Here is a 26,181-nt window from a genome sequence, read left to right on the forward strand (position 1 = left end):
CGCGATGACGCTGTCGGGGTGGCGAGTGGGCGCGGAGCAACCGTGCTAATCTTGCTGCCTTTCCCGATACGACAGGGCAAAACGGACGCCATGAACGAAGCCTTCGATCCAGACGGCATCGAACAAGCGGTCTTCGTGGTCGGCGGACACCACGAGACGCTGGACGAGCCGTGGCACGCGCTTCGCCGCGCGCGGCTGATCTACGTCAGCGACGGCGTGTTGACGGTGCGCACCGACAGCAGCCGCTGGGTCGTGCCGCCGGGGCACGCGGTCTGGATCGTGGCGAACGTGCTGCATAGTTTGTCCGCGACACGTCGGGTCCAGTCGTATTCGCTCTATGCGAGCCCGGACGCCGCGCCGTTGCCCAGTCAAAGCGGCGCGCTCGTGCCCGACGCGCTCGTGCAGGCGCTGCTGGTCGCCGTCGCTGAACTGCCGCTTGACTCACCCTTCGACGAACCCGCCGCCCGACTCGTGCAGGTGCTGCTAGACCGTTTGCCGGCGCTCCCCGCCGCGCCGCTGGGATTGAACTGGCCGCGCGACCCGCGCATCCAGCGGATCGCCGACTCGCTGAGCGCAACACCGGCGCAGTCAGCGGTACTCGAGGACCTCGCCGTGGCGGCAGGGGTCACGGCCCGCACGGCGGCGCGTCTGTTCGTCAAGGAGACCGGGCAGACCTTCGGCCAGTGGCGCCAGCAACTGCGCCTGCTGGTCGCGCTGGAACATCTCGGCGCCGGCGCGAGCGTCACGCAGGTCGCGGTCGAAGTCGGCTACAACGACGTGTCGTCGTTTATCGCCGTGTTCCGCGACGCGTTTGGCGACACGCCCGCGCGTTATTTCCGGGCAATTTCCGTCGACGCAGGGTGAGCATCGGAGCGCCTGTCAACAGGGCGTGGGCGCTCGCTTCGACTCCGGCCGCTAGCCTGCGCGCTGTCCTGCGTGACCGTCTGCGCAACTTCCTGCGCGACCTCCCGCGCGCCGGAAACCGTCGCCGCGCACGAGCATAAGCTCAACCCGCCATCACGCCGTCAATGCGCGCCCGCCGCATCCGGTCCGCCGCCGCCCTTGGACGGCCGCGTAATCCAGATCAGTGGAATGATCAGAATGAAGATGATCGCCGACACGAAGAAAATGTCGTTCAGCCCCATCATCGCGGCCTGCGTATTCACGGTGAAATCGAACAGCGCATGTGCCGACAGCGGATTCAGGTGCAGCAGCGTCTGGGTTGCATCCATCTGCTGATTGAACAGCGGGTTATTGATCGATGCCTGCTCGGTCAGTCTCGCGTGATGCAGCACCGTGCGGTTATTCCACTCGTTGCCCGCGATCGACGTGCCCACCGCGCCGCAAAACACCCGCGCGAAATTCGACAGACCCGCCGCCGCCGGAATCTTGTTCGGGGGCTGGCCAGACAGGATGATCGAGGTCAGCGGCACGAAGAACAGCGCCATCGGAATGCCTTGCAGCAGCGTGGGCAGCACGAGATGCCACGTGTCGATCTCGATCACGTATTTCGAGCGCATGTAGAACACGATGGCGAAGCCGACAAACGCCAGCGTGGCGATCACGCGTGCGTCGGAGCGCGGCAGCACGCGGCCCATGACCGGCGCAAGCAGCACCGCGAACACGCCGAGCGGTGCGGTGACGAGACCGGCGTCGACGGAACGGTAGTTCAGATACTCCTGCATCCATTGCGGCAACAGCACGAGGTTGCCGAAGAACACGCCATACGCAACCGAAATCGCAATCGTGCCGCCGAGAAAATTGCGTTGCTGAAAGAGCCGTAAATCGACGATCGGATTTTCTTCGGTCAACTCCCACACCAGAAAAAACGCAAAACTGATCAGCGCGGTGACGCCGAGAATCACGATCACCGGCGACGAGAACCAGTCGAGGTCTTTACCTTTGTCGAGCATGACCTGCAGCGATGCAACCCACGTGATCAGCAGAGCGAGGCCGACCACGTCGATAGGCAGCTTGCGGATGGGGGACTCGCGAGTGCGATAGATCATCCACGTGACACCCGCGGCGAAGATGCCGACCGGAATGTTGATGTAGAAGATCCACGACCAGCTATAGCTGTCTGTGATCCAGCCACCCAGCGCCGGGCCCGCAATCGGGCCGACGGTCGCCGTCATCGCCCATAACGCGAGCGCGGTGGACGACTTCTCCTTGGGATACGAGCCGAGCAGAATAGCTTGCGACAGCGGAATCAGCGGACCGGCCACTGCGCCCTGGAAAATCCGCGCGAGCAGCAGGATGGGCAGCGTCGGCGCAATCCCGCACAGCCACGATGCCACCACGAACGCGAGGATCGCGCCGACGAACAGTTTCACCTGGCCGATGCGTTGCGTGAGCCAGCCGGTCAGCGGAATCGATACCGCATTGGCCGCGGCGAACACGGTGATGACCCACGTGCCTTCGTCGACCGACACGCCGAGGTTGCCCGAAATGGTCGGAATCGCGACGTTCGCGATCGACGTGTCCAGCACGTTCATGAACGTGGCGAGCGCAACCGCGATGGTCGCCAGAACCAGTTTGCCGCCCTCTAACGGCGGCGGTGGCGACGGTGGCGTCGGCGGCGCGGAAGCGGGCGCGGCGTTGGGCTGGCTCAATGGGTTCTCCGGTTCGGCGTGCGGCGAATGTCGTGGACGGACGGCTGGATGCCTGCTGGCGGAATACGGCCGGCGGCGGGTCCGTCGAATGCTCGCAAAAGCATACCTGCATTCGGCTTTCGGCGTCGTCGGGGATGCAGCCCCGGCGGCACAAACCAATCTGCCAGCGTATGCTCGCGGCTGGGGCTGTGATCGCCGGATCGGATCAAGCGGCCGCCTTGCCGCGGGACGCGAAACGCGAGAAGCGAAACGCGGGACACGCGACGCAAAGCAGGCGCAGAACGAATCATCAAACAACCTGGAAGGAAACAGATATGACCTGGGAGCAATTTGAACACGGCTGGCGACGCGCGCCGACCACCGCGCCGGCGAAAGGTCTGGTCGTGCTGATGCACGGCGTCGGCAGCAATGCGCGCGATCTGATGCCGCTCGCGGACATCTGGAGCGAGAGCCTGCCCGACGTCGCGTTCACGTCGCTCGACGGCACCGATCCGTTCGACGGCGGCTTCGGCGGACGTCAATGGTTCAGCCTGCGCGACGTCACGCCGGGCAATCGCGAGGCACGCGTGAGCGCCGCCTATCCGGCGCTGCGCAGCATGCTTGAAGCCGAGTTGGCGCACTGGCAGGTGCCGTTCGGCCGCCTCGCGCTGGTCGGTTTTTCGCAAGGCTCGATCATGGCGATGCATCACGTCGCGACCAGCGCAGAGGGCGCGGCGGGTGTCGTCGCCTACTCCGGACGGCTCGCGTCGGCGATCACCGCGCAGAACGGCACGCCGCTCACGCTGATCCACGGCGAGGACGACGAGGTGATCCCCGTGCAGGAACTCGAAGACGCTGCGGATGCGTTCAACAATGCCGGCTACACGATCGACGCCTATGCGTTGCCAGGCATCGGCCATACGATCAACGCCGACGGTGTGGCGCTCGGCCATGAAGCGCTGGAACGCGCGTTGGGCGCTTTGTCGCGCGGTTGACACAGCCCTGATTAAAAACTGGCTATAAAGATTCTGATCTGCTTGCCGTTAACGGGTCATTAGCATGAGAATCACCCCCGCTGCGCGGATCGCGCCATGCCCTGCTGGGCGTGCTGTGCGATCCCCGTGACCGGGGTGCTTTCAGACTGCCTGACCGGGCGGATAACAACACATCAGAGCCTTTATATGGCCAGACCAACGCCGTCTTTCCCGCTTTTCGAGCGGTTATTCCGTCATTCCGTGGCGATGGATCTCGGCACGGCCAACACCCTTATCTATACCGGCGACGGCGGCATTCTGCTGAATCAGCCCTCCGTTGTCTGTTTCAAGAAAGAAGCTGCAGCCGGACCCAGGCGGGTTGCCGCCGTGGGCGCCGAGGCTCGCCAGCTATTGGGCCGCGCGCCACGCAACGTCGAAGCGGTGCGGCCGATGCGTCATGGTGTGATCGCCAATTACTCCGCCGCCGAGCACATGATCCGTCAATTCATCGACATGGCCCGGCCACGGCCGATGTTCAGCCGGCGCGCGGCGTTCACGTTGTGCGTGCCGGCCGGGGCCACCCAGGTCGAACTGCGCGCGATCAGGGAGGCGGCGGTCGCGGCGGGCGCATGGAAGGTGAGCCTGATCGGGGAATCGCTGGCGTCGGCGGTCGGCGCAGGGATGCCGGTGTCGGAGGCGACCGGATCGATGGTGGTCGATATTGGCGGAGGGACCACCGAAGTCGGCGTGATCGCGCTAGGGGGCACCGCCTATAGCGGCTCGATTCGCGTGGGCGGCGATACGTTCGACGCGGCCATCGTCAGTCATGTGCGTCATCTGTATGGCGTGCTGCTTGGCGAGCAGACTGCTGAGCACGTGAAAAAGAGCATCGGTTCGGCGTTGCGCAACGTGCCGCTCGAATCTATGAACGCAACCGGTCGCAGTGTCGACGACGGGCTGCCGCGTACGGTCCAGCTGACCAATCAGGACATCGCCGAGGCGATCGACGGGCCGCTGCGTCAGGTGATCGGCGCGGTCAAGCGCGGGCTTGAAATGGCGCCCGCTGAACTGGCGACGGACATCGCGCACAACGGCATCGTGCTGACGGGCGGCGGAGCGCTGCTGGGGCACCTTGGCACCCGCCTGACCCAGGAGCTCGGACTCGACGTGCGTGTCGCCGACGAACCGCTCACCTGTGCGGTGCGAGGCGCAAGCGCGGCCGCCGCAGCCGGTTTGCTCGACGAAGCAGCGTTTCAATAAGCGGGTGCCGGTGTCGGCTTTTTGTCAGGTTGCAACCGGCGAGGCGCGCTTCTGTCGCGCCATGAACGGCTGTGTGACAATACGCGGCGCGTTGCGCTGCAAAGCGCGCGAGGAACACCTGACGGAGCACTTGGGCGTTTGTTTCTTTCAACCCCTATTCGATTCTTGCTTGCGCAACCCGCGTCGGAAGCGGCTGCGCTGCTCGTGAACCCGCCGTGAATCAATCTGTTTCCGCGTCGTCCGTTGCGCCGTCTCCGTCTTTCATCGAATTGCAGAACGGTTTGCGCGTGCCCTACATCGAGGCCGGCCACGGCGAACTGCTGCTGTTCGTGCACGGGTCGCTGTGCGATTACCGTTACTGGCAACCGCAACTCGACGGACTCTCGAAGCAGTATCGCTGCGTCGCGGTGAGTCTGTCGCACTACTGGCCGGCCACCGCTATTGCTCCCGGTCATTCGTTTAGCTGGAGCGCGCATACCGGCGAAGTGGCGGAATTCATCGACCGTCTCGGCGCCGGACCCGCGCATGTGGTCGGGCATTCGCGCGGCGGTTCGGTGGTGTTTCAACTGGCGCTGCGTCATCCCGAGCGGGTGCGGACACTGACGCTCGCCGATCCAGGCGGCCAGTTGCGGATCGCCGGTCAGCCGGCTTCGCGTTTCCCGGAAAAGGTGAACGCTTTGCGCGCAAAAGCAGCGCAACTGATCGAAACGGGCGATGTGGAAAGCGGCGTTCAGCTATTCGTCGATTCGGTCAGCCGGCCCGGTTCGTGGGCGATGAGCACGCCAGCCTTCCGCACCATGGCGACCGATAACGCGCACACGCTTGCGTTGCAATTGCAGGATCCATTACCGGGTTACACGCAGGAGCAGGCGGCTGAGGTGCGCTGTCCGGTGCTGCTGATCGACGGAGAGAAGAGTCCCGACATGTTCCGCCGCACGGCCGCTACGCTGCAAACCTGGTTGCCGGATGCGCGCCGCGAGACGGTGCCGGGCGCGTCGCACGGAATGAACCTCGCGCATCCGCGCGCGTTCAATCGCTATGTCGACGGGTTTATTCAAGCGGTGAGCGCGGAATAAGCAATTGAAAATAGAAGAGAAAAATACGCAATGCGATGACGCTGCGTGCTTTCTTTGAATTCACACGAGTCGAGTTCATTTATTCGCGAGTTCGGGTACTCGAGCGACTCAATCGACTCACGCAATTCAATTCAACCCTGCCAATTCAGGCACTCAACCCCGAGTGCCTGATCTTTTCAATTGCGAGCCTTGAACCTCAAGCCTTGCGATGCGCGTCCTTATCGAGTTCGAGTTCCGCTGCTTCGCCAACGAGGCCGTGATAGTACAGATGCACGCCGATCGCGAGCGAGTCGTTGCGAATTTCGTGGAATGCCTTCCACGCTTTCACTGGATCTTTGAACAGCAGATAGTGCGCTTCTTCAGCGATCAGTTCGGCGACTTCATGCAGGCCGTGGCCGCGCATGACGTTCACGAGCGTGTCGAGACTGCGATGGGTGCGCGCGTCCGTGCGCGGATACAGCATGTGCAGAACCGCCACGTCCTGCTTCTTGAGCGCTGCCGACAATGCAACCACGATGTCCTGGTGATTCAGCGCGGTGACGATATTGTCTTCCGTGTGGATATGATCCGGAAACAGCGTTTCGAGAGAGGCATTCATCTGGTCCATCCTGTTCTTTTAGCTGATTAAAAAAGCCCGCCGTAGGATGGCGGGCCAAAGACAGCGTGTGAGTTACTAGGGGAAGCAAAACACGCAAGCAGTATCGCAGATGCATAGGGATAAGCGCAGCTTGACTACCGCAAAACATTGTTGCTTTAACTATTCAAACTTTCATTTAGCTGGCAGTCGTGTAAAACCTGCTACTTTTTATTGCACACGGTGTAGTCAGGCCTTTGGAACGCAACGAATGTTGCGCCAGCCGAGATGGTTTGTTGCGGCGTATCGTCGCAATCAATCACCTTCTGGACCTTAGAATGCGAAGCGGAGCCTGAGCATGCCATTGCGCCCATTCGACAATCAGACGAAATGACGGCTGCGCATGCCGGCACGTGTGCGATGTGAAAGTAAAAGGAACGCGTAGATGAACTCGAAGACACACGCAACGCTGAGCTTTTCCGACAGCGAACAGACAATCGACCTGCCGATTTATCAAGGCTCGCTTGGACCGGATGTGATCGATATCCGCAAGCTGTATGGCCAGACCGGCAAGTTCACGTATGACCCGGGCTTCATGTCGACGGCGGCATGTAATTCGGAAATCACGTATATCGACGGCGACAAGGGCGAACTGCTGTATCGCGGTTATCCGATCGAGAACCTCGCACAGAACGCCGACTTCCTCGAAAGCTGCTACCTGCTGTTGAAGGGCGAACTGCCGAACGCGCAACAGAAAGAAGAGTTCGTCAAGACCGTGACGAATCACACAATGGTGCACGACCAGATGCACTTCTTCTTCCGCGGCTTCCGTCGCGACGCGCACCCGATGGCGATTCTGGTTGCCGCGGTCGGCGCATTGTCGGCGTTCTATCACGACTCGCTCGACATCAATAACGCGGAGCATCGCGAAATCTCCGCGATCCGCATGATCGCGAAGCTGCCGACGCTGGTCGCGATGGCCTACAAGTACACCGTGGGTCAGCCGTTCGTTTATCCGAAGAACGAGCTGTCGTACAGCGCGAATTTCATGCGCATGATGTTCGCGAACCCGGCCGAAGAGTACCAGGTCAACGACGTGCTGGTGCGCGCACTCGACCGTATCCTGATCCTGCATGCAGACCACGAACAGAATGCTTCGACGTCGACGGTGCGTCTGGCCGGTTCGTCGGGTGCGAATCCGTTCGCGTGTATCGCCGCAGGTATCGCATGTTTGTGGGGCCCGGCGCACGGCGGCGCGAACGAAGCCGCGCTGAACATGCTGGAAGAGATCGGCTCGGTCGACAACATTCCCGAGTTCATCGCGAAGGTGAAGGACAAGAACTCCGGCGTGAAGCTGATGGGTTTCGGTCACCGCGTATACAAGAACTACGATCCGCGCGCGAAACTGATGCGCGAAACCTGCCACGAAGTGCTCGAAGAACTGGGTCTGCATGACGACCCGCTGTTCAAGCTCGCGATGGCATTGGAAAAGATCGCGTTGGAAGACGAGTACTTCGTGTCGCGCAAGCTGTACCCGAACGTCGACTTCTACTCGGGCATCGTGCAACGCGCACTGGGCATCCCGACCGCGATGTTCACCTGCATCTTCGCGATGGCGCGCACGGTGGGCTGGATTGCGCAGTGGAACGAAATGATCGCCGATCCGGAACAGAAGATTGGCCGTCCGCGCCAGTTGTTCGTCGGCGAAACGCAACGCGAAGCGAAGCCGATCGCACAACGATAAACCGGCATTCAACGCTTCAAACGCTCGGGCTGTCACCAGCCTGACACCCACGCGGCGCTCCCCACGAAGGAGCGCCGCGCCGCTTTCGGCGGCATGATTGCCTGCACGTCCTGTGCCACGGAAAAAATCGAAACTCCCCCGTGATAAGTTCGTCTGACGCAGACAGACCCTCTACAATCGGAAGCGACCGGGTGGCGCGCCACGCGCACCCAGCGGCAACCGGATGTGAAACTGAACGCACAAGCGAATTCATAGGAGTGACCCTGATGCAGCAGCCAGAAGCCCTCGGTGGCGTGTCCCTCTCGGGCGGTGTCGATCACCGCGAAGCGGAGCCGGACGGCGTATTCATCCCGACGGAAAATCTCAATGTCGCGAGTGCGGCACAGCATGTGCTGAAGTCGGGCGACACCTTCATCGTCAACGACCCGCTCGGTGATATCACCGGCCATGACGACGGCCTGTTCGTCAACGACACCCGCGTTCTTTCACAATTGCGTCTGACCTTCGGCGGCCGCGCACCGTCGCTGCTGTCGGGTAGCGTCAGCAGCGACAACACGTCATTTACCGCCCACCTGACTAACCGTCCGTTGCCGCCACTGGGCGGCGACAGTACACCGGAAGGCGTGATCCACGTCGAGCGCGTACGGGTGCTGTCCGGCACGGTGCTCAACGAGGCAATCGAACTCACCAACTACGGCACGAGCGATGCCGTGGTGCCGTTGTCCATTTCGTTTTCCAGCGACTTCCGCGACATGTTCGAAGTGCGCGGTTTGAAACGCGACAAACAGGGGCGCATAGAGCCGGCGCGCATCGAGAATCGCGAGGTGCTGCTCAGCTATCTGGGTCTCGACGACGTCACGCGCAACGTGCAGATCGCGTTTTCGCCGGAGCCGGACAAACTGTTTGCCGATCGCGCCGACTACACGGTGAAACTGCCGGCGCAGGCGTGCGTGTCGATTTATCTGTCGGTGTCGGTGCAGGTGGTTGCCAACAATGCCAACCGGCCCGGCGCCGATGTCTCGCAGCCCATGCATGCGTTGAGCGAAGGTCATCTGTCGCAAATCGATGCGGAGCGTCCTCGGGTGGGCCGCGCGGCCGTGCGTGCCGCGCTGGTCGATGCCCACCTCGTGATGCGCGAACGCCGCCGCGCTACGGCGCGCGTGCGGTCCAGCAACCCGCTGTTCAATGCATGGATCGACCGTTCGCTCGCCGACCTCGGGCTGTTGACCACCGACCTCGCAACCGGTCCGTACCCGTATGCGGGCATTCCGTGGTTTTCGACGCCGTTTGGCCGCGACGCTGTCATTACGTCGTTACAGACATTGTGGATGCAACCGGAGCTTGCCGCAGGCGTGCTGCGTTTTCTCGCCGAACATCAGGCGCGTGAGAATTCGCCGTTCCGTGACGCGGCGCCCGGCAAGATCATGCACGAGATGCGCAAGGGCGAAATGGCCGCAGCCGGCGAGGTGCCGTTCGCGCTGTACTACGGCGGCGTCGACACCACGCCGTTGTTTGTCGTGCTGGCCGGCGCATATGCGGACCGTACGGGCGACTTCGCGTTGATCGACGAACTGTGGCCAGCACTCGAACGCGCGACGCAATGGGTCGCAGGCGTGTGCGACAAGAACCGCTACGGCCTGCTCGACTACCAGCGCGAGTCGGATGGCGGCCTGGCCAATCAGGGCTGGAAAGACAGTCACGATTCAGTGTTTCACGCCGACGGCCGTTTCCCCGACGGTCCGATCGCACTGGTCGAAGTACAGGCGTATGCAAGCGCTGCGTTCGACACGATGGCCCGCTTCGCCAAGCTGCGCGGCCTGAGTGAACAGTCGGCGCAATACAGCGAACGCGCGAAGAAAATCCGTCAATGTGTCGAAGAAAAGTACTGGATGGAAGAGTCCGGTTTTTACGGCATCGCGCTCGACGGTCATGGTGAACTGTGTCGCGTGATGGCGTCGAATGCAGGGCATCTGCTGGCTTTCGGCTTGCCGTCGCGCGAGCGCGGCGAAGCGGTGGTGCGTGCTCTCGATTCCACGCTGTTTCACACCGGCTGGGGCGTGCGCACGCTGGCGGCGAGCCAGGCACGTTTTAACCCGATGGCGTATCACAACGGTTCGGTCTGGCCGCATGACAACGCGCTGTGCGCGCGTGGGTTGTCGCATTACGGCGGCAAGGCATCGGCGGTGCGGTTATTGCAGGCGCTGTTCCAGGCGGCTGTGAATTTCGACATGCGTTTGCCCGAACTCTTCTGCGGCTTTCCGCGCCGGCGTGGCGAGCCGCCTACCGCTTATCCGGTCGCGTGTCTGCCGCAGGCGTGGGCGGCAGGCTCGCCGTTCATGATGCTCGAATCGTGTCTTGGCATTACGATCGACGCCGAGCGGCGCGAGGTCGTGATCGAGCAGCCGATGCTGCCCGAAGGGATCGACTGGCTCGAAATCAGTGATTTACGGGTCGGCGATTCGTCGGTGTCGATCACGTTCCGCCGGATTGGCGAGAAGGTGGTTGCGTCGGCGGAGCAGGGCGATGTGCGGGTAATAGCGCTGCTTTGAGTTTGGGCAGTGCGATCACTTTGTCGTCACTGGCACCTCCCGGCGTAGCCCCCGATCACTGCACCACGCACGTTTTTCTGGGGACGCTACGCGTTACCTGCAAGCAACGCGGAGGGAGGTAGTATTGAACCGCGTCGCTTTTGCGCGAGAGTGTCCGGCTTATCGTGAGCGGCTAGCGAACCGGTGGCGGGAAAGACTCCGCTACCATCTGTTCGCTCTTGCGCCACAGCGCTTCAGCGGTAGCCGTGTCGAGCGCATATCCGCGAACACCCTCGCTAACGGGGGTAATCACGACATCGTCGGCGACCACTTCGCTGACGTGGCAATTCTCGCAGTAGCGTCCGCCAACGGTTTCGGCGGACGCGACTACCGCGGTCCATACTGACGTAGCCGCCCCTTGGGGAACGGTCTTGAACTGGAACGGCTCCTTGCCTTCAGACGCCAGTTGTTTGTTAATCGTGTCGACGAGCGTGGTCAATTGCTCCTCGCCCATGTGACGTCCCAACTCGGTATGAATACCACCCGGATGTACCGCCGCAGCCCGTACTCCGCGAGCCCGATGCCGCCGGTCGAACTCGACAGCGAACAGGATGTTGGCTGTCTTGGCGCGTCCATATGCCAGGAATGGCTCGTACGGCGTGCGCTCAAAACCCGGGTCGTCAAGGTCAACGTTGGCAAACCGATGGCCTGAAGAGGCGAGCATCACGACGCGGCTACCGGTCGAAAGCAGGGATGCCAGTCGATTGACAAGCACGAAATGCCCAAGATGATTGACCCCGAACTGGGTCTCGAAACCGTCTGTTGTCGTGCCTTGGGGCGTCGCCATGACACCTGCGTTGGCGATGATGACGTCGAGTGGTTTACCCTCGGCGACCAGCCTGTCGGTGCAAGCCCGAACGCTGGCCAGGCTTGCCAGGTCGAGCTCGATGAGCTCGATACTCCCGCCGCCTGCCGTCGCTTCTTTCTGCGCGCTGCTGATCGCCCGTTCCGCCTTGCTCAAATCGCGGGCCGCTCCGATGACTGTTGCACCGTGGCTCGCGAGAGCCCTTGCCGTCTCCACGCCAAGTCCGGCAGATACGCCTGTCACCAGAATTCGCTTGCCGTGAAGACGGATGTTCGACAGTACGTCGTCGGTCGTTGATGTCGCACCAAACTGTTCGCTCATGCTAGCTCTCCGTCACTGTAAGATTGACGCCGCCTGTGTTGCCCGTTAAAACGGAGAGATTCTCCGTTTTCAGATAATAAGCGGAGCATCTCTCCGTTTGCAAGTGCCGATTTGCCTATGACTGATTCCACACCGAAAGAAAGGAAACCGCGAGCCGATGCCCAGCGCAATCGCGAGCGCATCCTGGAGATAGCGAAAAGCGCGTTCACCGACGGGGGAAGCGATATCAGTCTGGATGACGTCGCTCGACAAGCCGGTGTGGGTCCAGGAACGCTGTATCGTCATTTCCCGACACGCGAAGCTCTGCTGGAGAGCGTGTATCGCGCCGAGGTTGAGCGGCTCGCGCATGAGCAGCGCCGCCTCACGGATGAACTACCCGCACGCGAGGCTCTGCGAGCGTGGATGCTGCTGTTCGTCGATTACATTGCGACAAAAAAAATCATTGCGCCTGCGCTGAACTCGATAGTTGGCGGAGCCTCGTCCGAACTGTTCGCATACTCGGGAGAGCAGATCAAGGCGGCAATCCAGACACTGGTGGGCGGCGCGGTCGGAAGCGGCGACATCCGGCCGGACGTCGACCCACTGGACCTGCTCCGCGCGCTGGTGGGCGTATCCAATGTGGCGTCCGCGCCGGACTGGCAGGAGAGTGCCAAGCGACTGGTGGACATACTATTGCTTGGCTCCAGGCCAATCGACAAGTATCTTTAAGGACAAGCCGGGTCACGGCATGGTGCAAATGAGAGCCCTTCACATGAGCCCGGAACGGTCTGAAGCGGTTCTCGTCCGCCGTAAAAGGAGGCAGTCCACGTGCCAGCATCTGGAGCGCAAATAGCCGCGCTAGGCGGAAGTGCGGTAGCGACCTTCGCCCCGGCGTTTCCTGTGCTGTGGCAGTTCACGACCATGTCGACCGCCGTGACGGTGTGCATTTCGGGTGCTGCCGGCACTTTTCTGATTGCGAACCTCGCGGTGCTGCTTGCCGAATTTCCACGGTCGGCGGGATTCGGCACACGTCGAAGAACGACTACGGCGAGGCGCTTTTGGGTTGCGGTTGTGTTGTGTGCTGCGTCTATCGGACTTGGGTTCCTGCTCAACTACGTTGTCGCCAACGTGCCGATTTCGATCTCTCAACGCATACCTATGTTCCAGACACAGAGCCTGCTCAGGTTCCAGGCGGGCTTTCAGGTTGCAAGCGAGGTCACGGTGGGGCTGCCGGTTAAGGCGGCTCCGATCTGCCGACCATTAGATTCAAAAGAGCCGAATTCCGCGGCACAAGTCCGGATGGTCGATATCAATTCACCGAACCCGCATTTGCAGTTCGTGAACTTCAGACACCCGCAAATAGCATTGCTTCAATGCAACGAGCCGGTGACCGAAGAGCAAGTGCGGGTGGACGCGATCCCGGCTACTGTCGAGATATTCAACGAGGCTCGACAACAGGCGTGGAAAACGAAGATTTGGATTTTCGGAGCCCTGTTATGCGTCTGCAACCTGATCTATGTTTTTCGTCGGTAATTGTCGCGGTTCTGTTCTCGTTGACGTCGAGCGCCGCATTGGGTCAATCCGATTATTCCCACGCTGGAATTATTATCAATGGTCGGACCGGCGCACCTTTGCAGGCGGAGGTCAGTGCGTGGGCAAGCGTGAACGAAATGAACCCAGGACGTACACCGTGTCCGGTCTTCGGTGACAAGCCACTTGGGAGTGTGGTTGCCTCGAAGGAGGGGACATTCAAGCTTTCGGTTCCCCGCACAGAACGAACTTTCACGGACACTTACTGTGTCTACAACTTCGTGCCCAGGGTCGACACGAGGCTTGAAAACGTGACTCAAGGCACGAGGATACGGCCCACGCCGGTCGAACTCTACGAGAGAAGTTTTAGCGGTGACGACTACCAGGCGGCGGTGGTGAGCAAACTGAACGACCTTGCGTACATTCGGGACGTCAACCCGAAAGAGTTTCAGCGGGTTTTGGAGACGCTCGGTAAGTCCGATGATCTGTACAAGTATCTGCACGACTTGCCAGCGATGCTTGACGTCTGGGCGAAGCCGCGCCCGCAACAGAAACCGGAATAAGAAAGGCCTTCTCCCACGTGTCTTCGCAGATAGAACTCGCTTGAATGCCATGCTATCTACAGCGTAGTTCTCTGAAGGGTCAACCTGCCTGACCTGTTTTCAGAGGGCGGCTGTGTGGCGAACGAATGCTCGTCCGCTTAGGGTAGCTAGCAAACGAAATAGGGCGTGAGGGTGCAACGTCACCTATTGCCCTCGGGACTTAGCGCACCGCGACGCCGTGTCTCGCGGCGCGGCTTCTGCCGGCCATGTCACCGAGGATGTGCGCCGCGCCGCATAGGCGGCGACGCACAACAGACTTGGCGCATTCAAGCGCCAGGCCGCTCAGCCGGTGCATACCGATTTCACGATCGACGGAAACTCCGAGTGCGACAGGTGCGCACGTGCTTCGTTGCACCGGAAGGCCTGAATCTCGGCGCGATTGGCGGGCGGCGACGGGTAGGTGTACATCTCGTCATTGGCCATCGTGCCCGTCAGGAAGGACCGGTACAGCTCCTGGCGGACTTGCAGCCGGGTGATGCCGGTCGGCGCGGACTGCGCAGGCACCGCAAACGCAGAGGCGGTGGGCAGCGCGATGGCGCTTGCGATCAGAAGCAGGGAAAGGGTTCGTTTCATGGCGTGGAAATACTCCGGAGGGTTGATCGACGATGCGGTTCGCACCGTGAGGGACAGCGTGTAGCCATGTTTGCAGAGCGGTCCCGGAAACCTTGCTGCCGAAACATGAAGCTTCCTTTAGCGATCCCTCCAACGCTCACCTGGATGCGCGAGACGCGCCTTCAGAACGGGTCGACCACGCAACCGGCCGCAACCTAAAGGAATTCTCATATTCCGGGTTAATGGGTTTGCGATACTGTCGGCTGTTCTCTTCGACGGCCGACGCTCGCAGCGGAGGCGTGAGCCATGACCAGAATCCTGACGATTGAAGACGACCCCATCGTGGGTCGCGACATTACCGATACGCTGTGCGACGCCGGCTTCGACGTGGAGTGGGTGCGCACGGGGCAGGAGGGCATCGCGCGCGCGGTGGACCCGGTGTTCGACGTGATTACGCTAGACCGCGTGTTGCCGGGCATCGACGGCCTGACGATCGTCAAGACGATTCGCGGCGTGGGCATCGAAACGCCGGTGTTGATGATCAGCGCGCTATCCGATGTCGACGAACGGGTCAGCGGTCTGCTGGCGGGCGGCGACGACTACATCGCGAAACCCTTCGCGCCCGATGAGATGAAAGCGCGCGTGCAGGTGCTGCTGCGTCGCCGGGGCCGCTTGCAACAGCCGGTCGCCACCCTGCTCAAGGTCGACGACCTGGAGATCGACCTGATCGCGCGTTCCGTGCGGCGCGCGGGTCAGGAGATCGCATTGCCGCCGGTCGAATTCCGGCTGCTCGAGTACCTCGCTCGCAACTCCGGCCAGATTGTCACGCGGACGATGATTTTCCAGTCGGTGTGGGACATGCACTTCGATCCAGGTACGAACCTGATCGAGGTGTACATCGGCTTGCTGAGAAAGAAAATCGACACCCACGGCATGCGGCCGTTGATCAAAACAGTCCGCGGATCGGGCTACATGCTCGGCTGAGAGATGAACATGAGTCTGTGGCGCACCACGGTTTTCCGCTTGCTGCTGATGTTCGCGCTGGTGTTCGCAGTGTCGATGTCGGGGCTGGTGTATCTGAACTACTGGAAGTCGGCGTCCTATACCGCGACCCAGGCGGACTACAACATCAACTGGCAGTTCGCGTACTTTTCGTCGCTACCGGTCGATCAGATGCCGACGCAGATTGCCGCGCATATCCGCAGTGAAATGCATCGGCCCACGAACTACTACGGTCTGTTCGCCGCGGACCGGACCTGGATTGCCGGCGATATCGTCGCGTTGCCCAAAGACGTGATCGCCGATGCGGAGGGCGTGTGGAGCAAGCCGGAGCTGAACGGGCAGTCGAGCGCGCGGCCCGAGTACATGCGCACCAAAGCGATGCGGCTCGCGGACGGCAACGTGCTGGTCATTTCTCGCGACGTCGACGAAATGGCGCGGCTGCGCGGCTACATGCTCGGCGGCCTTGCATGGAGCGCGGCGATCGTGATGCTGGGCGGCCTCGGTGTAGGGCTGCTGGTTTCCACCGCCCAACTGCGGCGCGTCAACGAAGTGCGGCGCGTCGCGCAACAGATTGCGCTCGGCGACCTCGATGCTCGCTTGCCCGATGCGGGCCGCGATGAAATTGCATGGCTGTCGCAGATCGTCAATCACATGCTCGACGAAGTATCGCGGCTGATGCGCGAAGTGAAGGGCGCGTGCGACGGCATCGCTCACGATCTGCGCACGCCGGTGATTCACATCCGTTCGCTGCTCGCGCGCATTCCCACCGAAGGCATGGCTGCCGAAGACGCGCAACTCGTCGACCAGGCATTCGATGAAGCGGACGAGGTGCTCAAGCGCTTCGCCGCCATCATGCGCATTTCCGAAATCGAGTCGATGAACCGGCGCAAGGGCTTCAGCGAAGTATCGATGGAAGACCTTTGCCGCAAGGTCGGCGAACTGTACGCACCGGTGGCCGCCGCGAGACGGGTGCAACTGGTTCAGGATCTGCAAAGCGTGCCGACGGTGCGCGCCGACTATCCGCTGATGTTCGAAGCGCTCGTCAATCTGCTCGACAACGCGATCAAATTCACGCCGGAAGGGGGACGTGTGCAGCTTTCCGTCAGCGCGGCTGCTGACGGCCCGCGGATTGTCGTCGAGGATAACGGCCCCGGCATTCCGGACTCGGAACGGCTGGCGGTGTTCCAGCGTTTCTATCGAAGCGAGTTGACCAGTACGGTGCCCGGTTCCGGGCTTGGGTTGTCGGTCGTGCAGGCGGTCATGCATCTGCACGAGTTCGAACTGGTGTTGTCGGATGCGATGCCGGGCCTCCGCGTCACGCTCGATTGCTGGCAGCATCGCACTCGCGCGTAGGGGAACCGGACATGCGTATTGTTTGTGTAGGAGCCAGCGGCGCGCAGCGCTATCTGGCGGAGGCACTCGCCGAATCGAATCACAGTGTCGTCGAACTCGACAATGTCGATGACGCGAGTTATCTCGCGAGCGCCGAGCACGTCGACGCGATCATCGTGCTGACTTCAGGCGGCGCGTCCGACGCGGCGCGAGCGTTCGCGGTAAGACCCGCGCACACGGTGCTGGCGGTGATCGACCGGCAAGGTCAGAAGGACGCGCGGGTGGCCGCGCTCGAAGCGGGCGCCGATATCTGCCTCGACCACCCGTATGACTATGCGGAACTGCATGCGCGATTGCTGGCGTTTTGCCGTCAGCGCCACCATGGAGCATTGCCTGCCGCCCCACGGGCTGCGTCGTCCGCTGCTTTCGCGCGGCCGCTTCTCTCAGCGGCCACTCGCAGCCTGGTAGGCCGCGACGGCAGCCAACTGCTGTTACGCAAGCGCGAGTACCTGCTGATGGACCGTCTGCTACGCGTGCCGGGCGAAGCCGTCGCACGCGACGAACTGGTCGACTACATCTTCGGCGAGGCCGATGCCGACACGACGTCGCTTCATCTGCTCGTGTCACGGTTGCGCGCACGTCTTTCGCAGACCAACCTGCCCATCACCCTGATGACCGTGCCGAAGCTCGGCTATCGCGTCATTGTCGATGCCAGCTAGCCGCTCGCATTAACCAACCGGCTGGAAACACGCACGCTCCTGAAGCGTGTCGCTCCCTTCACTAAAGATTCCTTCATCTTTGCGCCACGGCGGTCCGTGAAGGCGTCCGCAAAATGTGCAGGCATGTCCTGGATCGGCCTTCACTGATCGGGGAACGAGGTCCGTGTTCTGGCGGACTTCACTGACCGGAGCACGTATTCGATGTTAAGGCTTGTCCGTCTCGCGCTATCGAGGCCACACACGTTCGTGGTGATGGCGCTTCTTATCCTGATCGTCGGGCCGCTCGCCGCGATGCGAACGCCGACCGATATCTTCCCCGATATCCGCATCCCGGTGATCAGCGTCGTGTGGCAATACACGGGGCTGCAACCGGGCGATATGTCCGGGCGCATCGTGACCTACTACGAGCGCTCGATCGGCACGACTGTCAACGATGTCCAGCACATCGAGTCGCAGTCGTATCGCAGTTACGGCATCGTCAAGATCTTCTTCCAGCCGTCGGTGGATATTCGCACCGCCACGGCTCAGGTCACGTCGATCTCGCAGACCGTGCTCAAGCAGATGCCGCCCGGCACCACCGCGCCGCTGATTCTCAACTACAACGCGTCGACTGTTCCGGTGCTGCAAATCGCATTGATGAGCGATCGTCTCGATGAGCAGAAGCTGGCCGATTACGCGACCAACATCATCCGGCCGCAACTGCTGAGCGTGGCCGGTGTCGCGATTCCGACGCCGTACGGCGGCAAGACGCGCCAGGTGCAGATCGATCTCGATCCGGCCGAACTGGTCGCGCATGGCTTGTCGGCGGAAGACGTCGCTACGGCGCTTGCGCGCCAGAATCAGATCATCCCGGCGGGTACGCAAAAAATCGGCGACTTCGAATACAACGTGCATCTGAACAACAGCCCGTTGTCGATCGACGCATTGAACCGTCTGCCGATCAAATCAGTGAGTGGCACCACGGTGTTGATGCGCGACGTCGCCCACGTGCGCGACGGCTTCGGACCGCAAGGCAATATCGTGCGCGTCGACGGACACCGCGCGGTGCTGATGAGCGTGCTGAAAAGCGGCTCGGCATCGACACTCGACATCGTCAGCGGTATCAAGGACCTGTTGCCAGGCATCAAGGCCACGCTGCCGCCCGGCCTCAAGCTCGTGGTGATGGGCGACCAGTCGGTGTTCGTCAAGGGCGCGGTGACCGGCGTGGCGCGCGAAGGCGTGATCGCCGCGGCGCTGACCTCGCTGATGATTCTGCTGTTCCTCGGTAGCTGGCGTTCGACCCTCATCATCGCGACGTCGATTCCGCTCGCGGTGCTGGCCGCGATTGCCGGACTCGCCGCGCTCGGCGAAACGCTGAACGTGATGACCCTGGGCGGCCTCGCACTCGCGGTCGGCATTCTGGTCGACGACGCGACCGTCACGATCGAGAACATCAACTGGCATCTGGAGCAGGGCAAAAACGTGCGCGACGCGATTCTCGACGGCGCGGCGCAAATCGTGACGCCCGCGTTCGTGTCGCTGCTGTGCATCTGCATCGTCTTCGTGCCGATGTTGCTGCTCGACGGCGTCGCGCGATTCCTGTTCGTGCCGATGGCCGAAGCCGTGATTCTGGCGATGGTGTCGTCGTTCATCTTGTCGCGAACGCTGGTGCCGACACTGGCGATGGCGTTGCTGAAACCGCACGCCCATTTGCAGGACGGCCACGACAGCGAGCACATGGCGGTCTCGAACCATCCGCTTGCGCGCTTTCAGCGTGGCTTCGAAGCGTGGTTCGAGAAACTGCGCGCCGGGTATTCGCATCTGCTGCATCTGGCGGTGGCGAATCCGCTGCGCTTTGCGGCGGGCTTCATCGTCGTGACGCTGGTGTCGTTCGCGACGTTGCCGTGGCTCGGCATGAACTTCTTCCCGGATATCGACGCGGGCGAAATCGCGCTGCATGTGCGCGCGCCGGTCGGCACGCGGGTCGAACAGGTCGCGGCACTGCTCGACCGCGTCGAGGGCAGCGTGCGCCAGGTGATTCCGCCTGCCGCCGTGGACAGCATTATCGACAACATCGGCTTGCCGGGCAGCGGTATCAACCTCGCGTATAGCAACAGCGGCACGATCGGGCCGCAGGACGGCGACGTGCTGATCGGCCTGACCGGCAAACATGCGCCCACCGCGAGCTACGTGAAGACCTTGCGCGAGCGCTTGCCGGCCATCTATCCCGGCGTGACGTTCTCATTCCTGCCCGCCGATATCGTCAGCCAGATTCTGAATTTCGGCGCACCGGCGCCGATCGATATTCAGGTGTCGGGCACCAACGAAGCCGGCAACCGCCGCTACGTGCAAGCGCTGCTGCAACGCGTCCAGCACGTACCGGGTATCGCCGATGCGCGTATCCAGCAGGCGTTCGACTATCCGCAACTGAGCGTGAACGTCGACCGGATTCTCGCGGACCAACTCGGCGTGACCGAGCAGGACATCTCCAACGCGACGGTCGCGAGCCTGTCGGGCACCTCGCAGGTCGCGCCGACTTACTGGCTCGATCCGCACAACGGCGTGTCGTATCCGATCGTCGCGCAGACCCCGCAATACCGGATGACCACGCTCGATTCGCTGCGCACGATGCCCGTCAGCGGCACCGGCGGCGCGCAATTGCTCGGCGCGCTGGCGACGATTCATCGCGGCGTCACCAGCGCGGTGGTGTCGCACTACAACATCATGCCGCTAGTCGAGATTTACGCGACGCCGCAAGGCCGCGATCTGGGCGGCGTCACCGACGACATCGGCAAGATCGTCCAGCAGATGCAGCCGCAACTGCCGCTCGGCTCGCACGTGACGATTCGCGGCCAGGTGCAGACCATGCACAGCGCGTTCGCGGGGCTGCTGCTCGGCCTGGCGGGTGCGGTGCTGCTGATCTATCTGCTGATCGTCGTCAACTTCCAGTCGTGGCTCGACGCCGCCGTGATCGTCTCGGGCCTGCCCGCAGCATTGGCGGGCATCGCGTGGATGCTGTTCATCACGCATACGAGCATCAGCGTCCCGGCGCTGACCGGCGCGATTCTGTGCATGGGCGTGGCGACCGCCAACAGCATTCTGGTCGTCAGCTTCGCTCGCGAGCGGCTGGCGGCGACGCAGGACTCCGTCAAAGCCGCTCTGGAAGCAGGCTTCACGCGCTTCCGTCCGGTACTGATGACCGCGCTCGCGATGATCATCGGCATGGCGCCGATGGCGCTCGGTCTCGGCGACGGCGGCGAGCAGAACGCGCCGCTGGGGCGCGCGGTGATCGGCGGGCTGATCTGCGCGACGCTGGCCACGCTGATGTTCGTGCCCGTGGTGTTCAGCTTCGTGCATCGACGCAAGACCGGCGAGGGCATCGACAACGCCGCGAGCGGCCATGACAAAAAAGACGACGTGACTGTCAACGAGGAAAACCATGTCAACCAATGAGATCCGAGTTTCATCCGACGACGGCACGGCCAAGCGTCTGCGTCGTCTGCGTATTGCCGGTGTGATCGCGGTGCTGCTGGCGGTCGGCGTGTATGCCGAAGGAGTGTCCAGCCGTATTCATACCGACCATAGCTTGTCCACGTGGAGCAATGCGCAAGCCGTGCCGTCCGTGCGCGTGCTATTGCCGGTCGCCGAAACGGGCGGCGCGAGTTTCGATCTGCCGGGCAGGCTCGAAGCGCATGACGACGCATCGATTCATGCGCGCGTGTCAGGCTATATGAAGGCGTGGTACGTCGATATCGGCGCAAAGGTCAAACAAGGCCAGAAGCTGGCGACGATCGATACCCCCGAACTCGATCAGCAACTGGCGCAAGCCCAGGCCGATCTCGCCCGCGAGAAAGCCGACCTTGCGCTCGCGGCCAGCACATCGGGCCGCTGGTCGGCGATGCTGAAGCAGGACTCCGTGTCGCAACAGGCCGCCGACGAGAAGAGTTCCGAACTCGCCGTCAAGCGCGCCGATTATGCGGCGGGCGAAGCGAACGTTCGCCGCTTGCAGGCGCTCGAATCGTTCCGCACGCTGACCGCGCCGTTCGACGGCATCGTGACTGCGCGTCATGCCGATATCGGCGCGCTGGTGAGCGCGGGCGATACCGGCGGGCCTGAATTGTTCTCGGTTGCATCGACTGCGCAATTGCGGCTTTACGTGCGCTTGCCGCAGGACTACGCGGGACGGATTGCGCCTGGCATGCACGTGCGCTTCGACGTGCCCGAGCGGGCTGGACAGTCGTTCGGCGCAACCGTGGTGTCGAGCAACGATGACGTCGACGCGCAATCCGGCACGCTGCTGGTGCAACTGAGCGCCGACAACCATGACGGCGCGTTGATTCCGGGCGAATACGCACAGGTGCATTTCGTGTTGCCCGCGGCGGCGGGCGCGGTGCGCGTGCCCGCTAGCGCGTTGCTGTTTCGCGGCAGTCATCCGCAACTGGCCGTGGTGGATTCGAACGGCCACGTGGCGTTGCGTGACATCGTGATCGGCACCGACTACGGTACGGCGCTCGACATCGCCAGCGGTGTGCAGCACGGCGATCGCGTGATCGACAATCCGCCCGATTCGATCGTGGCGGGCGAGGCGGTCAAGATCGTCGAAACGAAGGATGTGGCCAACGGGAGCCAGCGTCATGCATAGAGCGCTCTGCATGACGGCGTGCGCGATGGCCGCGATGCTCACCGCGTGTTCGTTTGCACCGGTTTATCACGCGCCCGCGTTGCCGCAGGTGAGCGCGTTCAAGGAGGCGCCGCCGCCGTCCGGTGTCTGGCATTACGCGCAATGGCCGGCGAAGGTGCGCCATGACGAATGGTGGAAAGCCTTCGGCGATCCGTCTCTCGACCGCTTCGAGACCCAGCTCGCCCAGAACAATCCGCAACTGGCGGCTGCGGTGGCGCGGCACGACCAGTCCAGCGCCGACCTCGATACCGCGCGTTCTGGGCTGTTTCCATCGTTGACGCTCGATGTGGATAGCGAGCAGAACCGTCAGTCGGACTATCGTCCGCTGCGCGGCTCGTCGCAGCCGGACACGTATGGGGCGCATACGGTCACGCTCGGCGTGTCGTACGAGTTGGACCTGTGGGGCAGGGTGCGCAACGAAGTGCGCGCCGGGGCTGCGCAGCAGGCTGCCAGCGCGGACGATCTGGCCGCAGTGAAGCTGCTACTGCAAGCCGACCTGGCCAACGCCTATTTCGAAACGCGCGGACTCGATGAACAGGCGGACCTGTTGACGCGCACCCAGATCGCCGATGCGAAAGCGTTGACGCTCACGAAGAACCGTCACGCAGGCGGGATTTCGTCGGAACTGGATGTGTATCGCGCCCGCACCGAACTGGAAAACGTCGCGGCCGATCAGGCCCGCGTGCGCCGTGCGCGCGCTGCTGCCGAACACGCGCTGGCGACGTTGGCGGGGGTGCCCGCATCGCTATTTACGCTGCCTGTCGCCCAAACGTCGGATGCGGTGCCCGATGTGCCTGCGGGCGTGCCGTCTGCGCTGCTGCAACGACGGCCCGATATCGCCGCAGCCGAGCAACGGGCCGTCGCGGCCAATTATGCAATCGGTGTCGCGCGTGCCGCGTGGTTCCCGGATATCTCGCTCGGCCTCGCGGGCGGCTTCCAGTCTGACGATCCGGGCAACTGGCTGAGCGCGCCTGCGTCGTTCTGGTCGCTCGGACCGGAACTGGCGGTCGATCTGTTCGACGGCGGCCGGCGCAACGCGATGGATCATCGCGCTCGCGCGATCTTCGACGAGCGTAGCGCCGACTATCGGCAAGTGGCGCTACAGGCGTTCCGCGAGGTCGAGGATCAACTGGCGAACGTGCGCGAGTTGCGCAGCGAGGCGCAGCACGAAAGCGCGGCCGCCGACGACGCGACGGGCGCACTTGCGCTCGCTACCGGACAGTATCGCGATGGCGCGGTGAGCTATCTCGATGTCGTCGCGGCGCAGACGTCGGCGCTCGATGCTCAGCGTTCGCTGATTCAGGCGCGTACCGGGCAGTTGCTGGCGGCGGTGAATCTGATCCGGGCGCTGGGGGGCGGGTGGGATTGAGGGTGTGGTCGATCGCGATCGAGTGTGCTGACGCAGTAGGCACACCACTGTGATCTGAAAATCGACGAGCGGAATGTCGAGTATCTATCCGCTTGCGCTCGTTGATTCGCAATACAGCCTCCGGGCTTGCGCCCGCAAGACTGCGCTGAAGGTTTCTTAACCGCTGGTGATGTCCTTGAGCAGGACTCGTCCGCTCATCATCGGCGCGGCGAGCGTGCGCTCATAGTCCGCGCGGATCGTTCCGATGATCGGCCGCTTCAGGTTGGCCTGATGCGTGGCGTCGCTGGTCCAGCGCTCCAGTTGAACCATCGAGTCGCGATGATTCGCGTCTTCGAAGACATCGAATGAAATATTGCCGGGCGCCGCGCGAAAGATCGGGGTGACATTGGCTATGTCAGTGTGGAATTGTTTTTCTGCAGCGGCTTTCACGCTCAGGAAGACCAGTACGTTGCTGGTCTGATCCGCCTGAGTCATGGTTTTGGGCTGGGAGCCGTCGCCGGGGCTAACCGGTGTAATGCGCATGTGACTGATCGGGCCGTCCAGATCGTCCTGAGCGGCCTTGTGCATCGCGAGCAGTGCGGGTTGCTGCATGTGCACGTTATACGCGGCCTCGCTGCTCCATTGTTCGAGGACGTAGAGCGTCGACCGAGCCGACAGCGATTGAAATATCGTGAATGAAATATTGCCCGGCGCATGACGCGCGTCGGCTGCGTTCTGACGCAACACGGTTTCGAACGGCTTTAGTGCGGACGATTTGACGTGCAACGTCGAGAGATTTTCGTACGGTGGCGGGTTGTCGATTGACGCAGCCGATGCCGCCGATGCAGCCGATGCAGCCGATGCAGCCGATGCAGCCGATAAGGGAAGCAGCGTCAGTGGGACAATGCGCGCGACGAGTGCCAACTTGAGTATGGCGGCGGAGAATGGCTTGTTGTGGTCGGACATGAAGATCCCTTGGTAGCGGTTGGTCCCTCATGCCGGATAGTCGAGCGCGCTCCGAACGCTCGCGTTGAGAAGAAAGTGATGCGCTGACGCTCCGGCACGCGATGCCGTAGAAGAATACGCATACCGTTTGCGGGAAAAACTGGCGCAAAGATGAAGGATCCTTCATCTTTTGACGATGAGCCGCGACAGGTCCGCTGCGACAGCGCGACGACGCCCGATGGGTTGCATCGTCGCGCATCGGTTCAGTTCAGCACTGCTCCAGCGCATTCGAGAGATCGGCGATCAGATCGTCGGGATGTTCCAGTCCAACCGACATGCGGATCAAACCTTCCGACACGCCTGCCGCTGCGCGCGCCTCGGCGGGTACACCCGAATGTGTCGTCGAAGCCGGATGACAGATCAGCGACTCGGTGCCGCCAAGGCTCACCGCCGATTTGAACAACGTCAGACCGTTGATGAAGCGGAATGCCTGTTTGCGTCCTCCGTCGAGGATGAACGCGAAGGTCGAGCCGGGCCCGCTGCACTGCCGCTGGTAGACGGCCTGATAAGCGGGGTCGTCGATCAGTTCCGAATGCAGCACCTTCACTGGCTTGAACGGATTCGTGGCGAGCCAGCGCGCCACCGCGCTGCCACTTCGCGCGGCTTGCTCCATGCGCAGCACGAGCGTTTCCATCGAACGGGTAATCATCCACGATGAATGTGGATCGAGTTGCGAACCGAGCGTGCTGCGGATCGCGCGCACCTTCATGATCAGGCTTCGGCTGCCCGTCACCCCGCCTGCAACCAGATCGCTATGTCCGCCGATGTACTTGGTCAGCGAATACACGCTCAGGTCGATGCCCTGTTCGACCGGCTTCTGAAATAGCGGCCCCAGCAAGGTGTTGTCGCACACCGAAAGGGGACGATAGCCGTGGCGCGTTTCGAAAGCGTCCAACTCGCGCGTGAGCCCTTCCAGATCGAATAACGCGTTGGTCGGATTCGCCGGCGTCTCGACGTAACACATCCGCACATTGCCCCTTTTTGCCGCCGCTTCGAGCGCGGCGCGGATCGACTCCGTCGACAGACCGTCTTCGATGATTTGCGAACTGATACCCCATTCGGGAAGAAATCTCGAGATCAGCGTTTCGGTGCCTCCATAGAGCGGCACGGACTGAACCACACAATCGCCGGGCCGTAGAAACGCAAGCAGGATCGCGGCGATGGCCGACATGCCGCTCGACGTCACCACGGCCGATTCAGAGCCGTCCAGCAACGCCAGACGATCTTCGACGATCTCCAGGTTCGGGTGATTGAAGCGGCTATAGACGAGACCCGCACTTTCGCCTTCCGGCAGGGGCTTGCGCCCCGAAACGATGTCGAAGAACTCGGCCCCGTCCTCGGCCGTTCGGAATGCAAACGTCGAGGTCAGAAAAACCGGCGGCTTGACCGATCCTTCAGACAGGAACGGGTCGTAGCCGTACGACATCATTTGCGTTTCGGGGTGGAGATTGCGATCGGCAATCTGGCGCTTGTGATAGTTGCGATAAGCCATGCTTTCTCCTTGCCGCGTGATAGGGAG

General features: G+C 62.2%; 21 protein-coding genes. 15 read left to right on the forward strand and 6 right to left on the reverse strand.

Going from position 1 to position 26,181, the window contains the following annotated elements:
* The first annotated feature begins 90 nt into the window (after positions 1 to 90).
* On the forward strand, positions 91 to 864 hold the full coding sequence (locus LMG28727_RS04530; protein WP_201641101.1) for an AraC family transcriptional regulator: 774 nt from the start codon (positions 91 to 93) through the stop codon (positions 862 to 864).
* A 161-nt stretch (positions 865 to 1,025) separates the two neighbouring features.
* Here the strand turns inward: LMG28727_RS04530 and LMG28727_RS04535 are convergent, their stop codons facing one another.
* Positions 1,026 to 2,612: a DHA2 family efflux MFS transporter permease subunit gene (locus tag LMG28727_RS04535; RefSeq protein ID WP_201641102.1), complete on the reverse strand. Its 1,587-nt coding sequence runs from the start codon at positions 2,610 to 2,612 to the stop codon at positions 1,026 to 1,028.
* 314 nt (positions 2,613 to 2,926) lie between these two features.
* On the opposite strand from LMG28727_RS04535, the gene LMG28727_RS04540 reads away from it, so the two are divergent.
* The 3 genes from LMG28727_RS04540 to LMG28727_RS04550 all read left to right on the forward strand — a co-directional run bounded on the left by LMG28727_RS04540 (position 2,927) and on the right by LMG28727_RS04550 (position 5,901).
* Entirely contained in the window at positions 2,927 to 3,586 is a 660-nt protein-coding gene (locus LMG28727_RS04540; protein WP_201641103.1) for an alpha/beta hydrolase, read from the forward strand.
* 186 nt (positions 3,587 to 3,772) lie between these two features.
* Positions 3,773 to 4,825 (forward strand): rod shape-determining protein, encoded by a 1,053-nt coding sequence (gene mreB, locus LMG28727_RS04545; protein WP_201641104.1) that lies wholly within the window; start codon positions 3,773 to 3,775, stop codon positions 4,823 to 4,825.
* A gap of 215 nt (positions 4,826 to 5,040) precedes the next feature.
* A complete protein-coding gene (locus LMG28727_RS04550; protein WP_407945824.1) occupies positions 5,041 to 5,901 on the forward strand; it encodes an alpha/beta fold hydrolase in 861 nt (286 codons plus the stop codon).
* Positions 5,902 to 6,097: 196 nt separating this feature from the next.
* Here the strand turns inward: LMG28727_RS04550 and LMG28727_RS04555 are convergent, their stop codons facing one another.
* Positions 6,098 to 6,499, reverse strand: a complete 402-nt coding sequence (locus tag LMG28727_RS04555; RefSeq protein WP_201641105.1) for a hypothetical protein — start codon at positions 6,497 to 6,499, stop codon at positions 6,098 to 6,100.
* Positions 6,500 to 6,920: 421 nt separating this feature from the next.
* On the opposite strand from LMG28727_RS04555, the gene gltA reads away from it, so the two are divergent.
* Entirely contained in the window at positions 6,921 to 8,219 is a 1,299-nt protein-coding gene (gene gltA / locus LMG28727_RS04560; protein WP_201641106.1) for a citrate synthase, read from the forward strand.
* Between the two features lie 266 nt (positions 8,220 to 8,485).
* The gene (locus LMG28727_RS04565) at positions 8,486 to 10,768 is read left to right on the forward strand and encodes an amylo-alpha-1,6-glucosidase (protein ID WP_201641107.1); all 2,283 of its coding nucleotides are present in this window, start codon (positions 8,486 to 8,488) and stop codon (positions 10,766 to 10,768) included.
* Positions 10,769 to 10,940: 172 nt separating this feature from the next.
* Here the strand turns inward: LMG28727_RS04565 and LMG28727_RS04570 are convergent, their stop codons facing one another.
* Entirely contained in the window at positions 10,941 to 11,933 is a 993-nt protein-coding gene (locus LMG28727_RS04570) for an SDR family NAD(P)-dependent oxidoreductase (protein ID WP_201641108.1), read from the reverse strand.
* A gap of 117 nt (positions 11,934 to 12,050) precedes the next feature.
* On the opposite strand from LMG28727_RS04570, the gene LMG28727_RS04575 reads away from it, so the two are divergent.
* The 3 genes from LMG28727_RS04575 to LMG28727_RS04585 all read left to right on the forward strand — a co-directional run bounded on the left by LMG28727_RS04575 (position 12,051) and on the right by LMG28727_RS04585 (position 14,005).
* Positions 12,051 to 12,641, forward strand: a complete 591-nt coding sequence (locus tag LMG28727_RS04575; protein WP_201641109.1) for a TetR/AcrR family transcriptional regulator — start codon at positions 12,051 to 12,053, stop codon at positions 12,639 to 12,641.
* A gap of 99 nt (positions 12,642 to 12,740) precedes the next feature.
* Positions 12,741 to 13,445 (forward strand): hypothetical protein, encoded by a 705-nt coding sequence (locus LMG28727_RS04580; protein ID WP_201641110.1) that lies wholly within the window; start codon positions 12,741 to 12,743, stop codon positions 13,443 to 13,445.
* Complete coding sequence (locus tag LMG28727_RS04585) at positions 13,409 to 14,005, forward strand: hypothetical protein (RefSeq protein WP_201641111.1); 597 nt, start codon at positions 13,409 to 13,411, stop codon at positions 14,003 to 14,005. Before LMG28727_RS04580 ends, LMG28727_RS04585 begins: the two co-directional genes overlap by 37 nt.
* A gap of 321 nt (positions 14,006 to 14,326) precedes the next feature.
* Here LMG28727_RS04585 and LMG28727_RS04590 read toward each other — a convergent pair whose 3' ends face one another.
* Positions 14,327 to 14,617 (reverse strand): DUF4148 domain-containing protein, encoded by a 291-nt coding sequence (locus LMG28727_RS04590; protein ID WP_201641112.1) that lies wholly within the window; start codon positions 14,615 to 14,617, stop codon positions 14,327 to 14,329.
* Between the two features lie 285 nt (positions 14,618 to 14,902).
* Here LMG28727_RS04590 and LMG28727_RS04595 point away from each other — a divergent pair, with 285 nt between their 5' ends.
* From LMG28727_RS04595 to LMG28727_RS04620, 6 genes are all read left to right on the forward strand, one after another.
* Positions 14,903 to 15,580: a response regulator transcription factor gene (locus LMG28727_RS04595; protein ID WP_201641113.1), complete on the forward strand. Its 678-nt coding sequence runs from the start codon at positions 14,903 to 14,905 to the stop codon at positions 15,578 to 15,580.
* Positions 15,581 to 15,589: 9 nt separating this feature from the next.
* Entirely contained in the window at positions 15,590 to 16,951 is a 1,362-nt protein-coding gene (locus tag LMG28727_RS04600) for a sensor histidine kinase (RefSeq protein ID WP_201641114.1), read from the forward strand.
* 11 nt (positions 16,952 to 16,962) lie between these two features.
* Positions 16,963 to 17,649, forward strand: coding sequence for a response regulator transcription factor (locus LMG28727_RS04605; protein ID WP_201641115.1), 687 nt, complete (start codon positions 16,963 to 16,965; stop codon positions 17,647 to 17,649).
* Between the two features lie 201 nt (positions 17,650 to 17,850).
* Complete coding sequence (locus LMG28727_RS04610; RefSeq protein ID WP_201641116.1) at positions 17,851 to 21,081, forward strand: efflux RND transporter permease subunit; 3,231 nt, start codon at positions 17,851 to 17,853, stop codon at positions 21,079 to 21,081.
* Positions 21,068 to 22,270 carry an efflux RND transporter periplasmic adaptor subunit gene (locus LMG28727_RS04615; protein WP_201641117.1) on the forward strand — a complete coding sequence of 401 codons (1,203 nt, stop codon included), beginning with the start codon at positions 21,068 to 21,070 and terminating at the stop codon, positions 22,268 to 22,270. Before LMG28727_RS04610 ends, LMG28727_RS04615 begins: the two co-directional genes overlap by 14 nt.
* Positions 22,263 to 23,678 (forward strand): efflux transporter outer membrane subunit, encoded by a 1,416-nt coding sequence (locus LMG28727_RS04620; protein ID WP_201641118.1) that lies wholly within the window; start codon positions 22,263 to 22,265, stop codon positions 23,676 to 23,678. The genes LMG28727_RS04615 and LMG28727_RS04620 overlap by 8 nt, the downstream gene beginning before the upstream one ends.
* Before the next feature lie 156 nt (positions 23,679 to 23,834).
* On the opposite strand, the gene LMG28727_RS04625 is transcribed toward LMG28727_RS04620, so the two are convergent.
* The gene (locus LMG28727_RS04625; RefSeq protein ID WP_201641119.1) at positions 23,835 to 24,623 is read right to left on the reverse strand and encodes a putative quinol monooxygenase; all 789 of its coding nucleotides are present in this window, start codon (positions 24,621 to 24,623) and stop codon (positions 23,835 to 23,837) included.
* 247 nt (positions 24,624 to 24,870) lie between these two features.
* Positions 24,871 to 26,154 carry a cystathionine gamma-synthase family protein gene (locus LMG28727_RS04630; RefSeq protein WP_201641120.1) on the reverse strand — a complete coding sequence of 428 codons (1,284 nt, stop codon included), beginning with the start codon at positions 26,152 to 26,154 and terminating at the stop codon, positions 24,871 to 24,873.
* Positions 26,155 to 26,181: the final 27 nt, after the last annotated feature.

It is taken from the genome of Paraburkholderia metrosideri (genome assembly GCF_904848625.1).
GTDB lineage: Bacteria > Pseudomonadota > Gammaproteobacteria > Burkholderiales > Burkholderiaceae > Paraburkholderia > Paraburkholderia metrosideri.

Coding starts and splice junctions, on each gene's coding strand:
- LMG28727_RS04530 (WP_201641101.1), top strand. CDS start 91: ATGAACGAAGCCTTCGATCCAGACGGCATCGAACAAGCGGTCTTCGTG.
- LMG28727_RS04540 (WP_201641103.1), top strand. CDS start 2,927: ATGACCTGGGAGCAATTTGAACACGGCTGGCGACGCGCGCCGACCACC.
- mreB (WP_201641104.1), top strand. CDS start 3,773: ATGGCCAGACCAACGCCGTCTTTCCCGCTTTTCGAGCGGTTATTCCGT.
- LMG28727_RS04555 (WP_201641105.1), bottom strand. CDS start 6,499: ATGAATGCCTCTCTCGAAACGCTGTTTCCGGATCATATCCACACGGAA.
- gltA (WP_201641106.1), top strand. CDS start 6,921: ATGAACTCGAAGACACACGCAACGCTGAGCTTTTCCGACAGCGAACAG.
- LMG28727_RS04565 (WP_201641107.1), top strand. CDS start 8,486: ATGCAGCAGCCAGAAGCCCTCGGTGGCGTGTCCCTCTCGGGCGGTGTC.
- LMG28727_RS04570 (WP_201641108.1), bottom strand. CDS start 11,933: ATGAGCGAACAGTTTGGTGCGACATCAACGACCGACGACGTACTGTCG.
- LMG28727_RS04575 (WP_201641109.1), top strand. CDS start 12,051: ATGACTGATTCCACACCGAAAGAAAGGAAACCGCGAGCCGATGCCCAG.
- LMG28727_RS04585 (WP_201641111.1), top strand. CDS start 13,409: ATGCGTCTGCAACCTGATCTATGTTTTTCGTCGGTAATTGTCGCGGTT.
- LMG28727_RS04590 (WP_201641112.1), bottom strand. CDS start 14,617: ATGAAACGAACCCTTTCCCTGCTTCTGATCGCAAGCGCCATCGCGCTG.
- LMG28727_RS04595 (WP_201641113.1), top strand. CDS start 14,903: ATGACCAGAATCCTGACGATTGAAGACGACCCCATCGTGGGTCGCGAC.
- LMG28727_RS04600 (WP_201641114.1), top strand. CDS start 15,590: ATGAGTCTGTGGCGCACCACGGTTTTCCGCTTGCTGCTGATGTTCGCG.
- LMG28727_RS04605 (WP_201641115.1), top strand. CDS start 16,963: ATGCGTATTGTTTGTGTAGGAGCCAGCGGCGCGCAGCGCTATCTGGCG.
- LMG28727_RS04610 (WP_201641116.1), top strand. CDS start 17,851: ATGTTAAGGCTTGTCCGTCTCGCGCTATCGAGGCCACACACGTTCGTG.
- LMG28727_RS04615 (WP_201641117.1), top strand. CDS start 21,068: ATGTCAACCAATGAGATCCGAGTTTCATCCGACGACGGCACGGCCAAG.
- LMG28727_RS04620 (WP_201641118.1), top strand. CDS start 22,263: ATGCATAGAGCGCTCTGCATGACGGCGTGCGCGATGGCCGCGATGCTC.
- LMG28727_RS04625 (WP_201641119.1), bottom strand. CDS start 24,623: ATGTCCGACCACAACAAGCCATTCTCCGCCGCCATACTCAAGTTGGCA.
- LMG28727_RS04630 (WP_201641120.1), bottom strand. CDS start 26,154: ATGGCTTATCGCAACTATCACAAGCGCCAGATTGCCGATCGCAATCTC.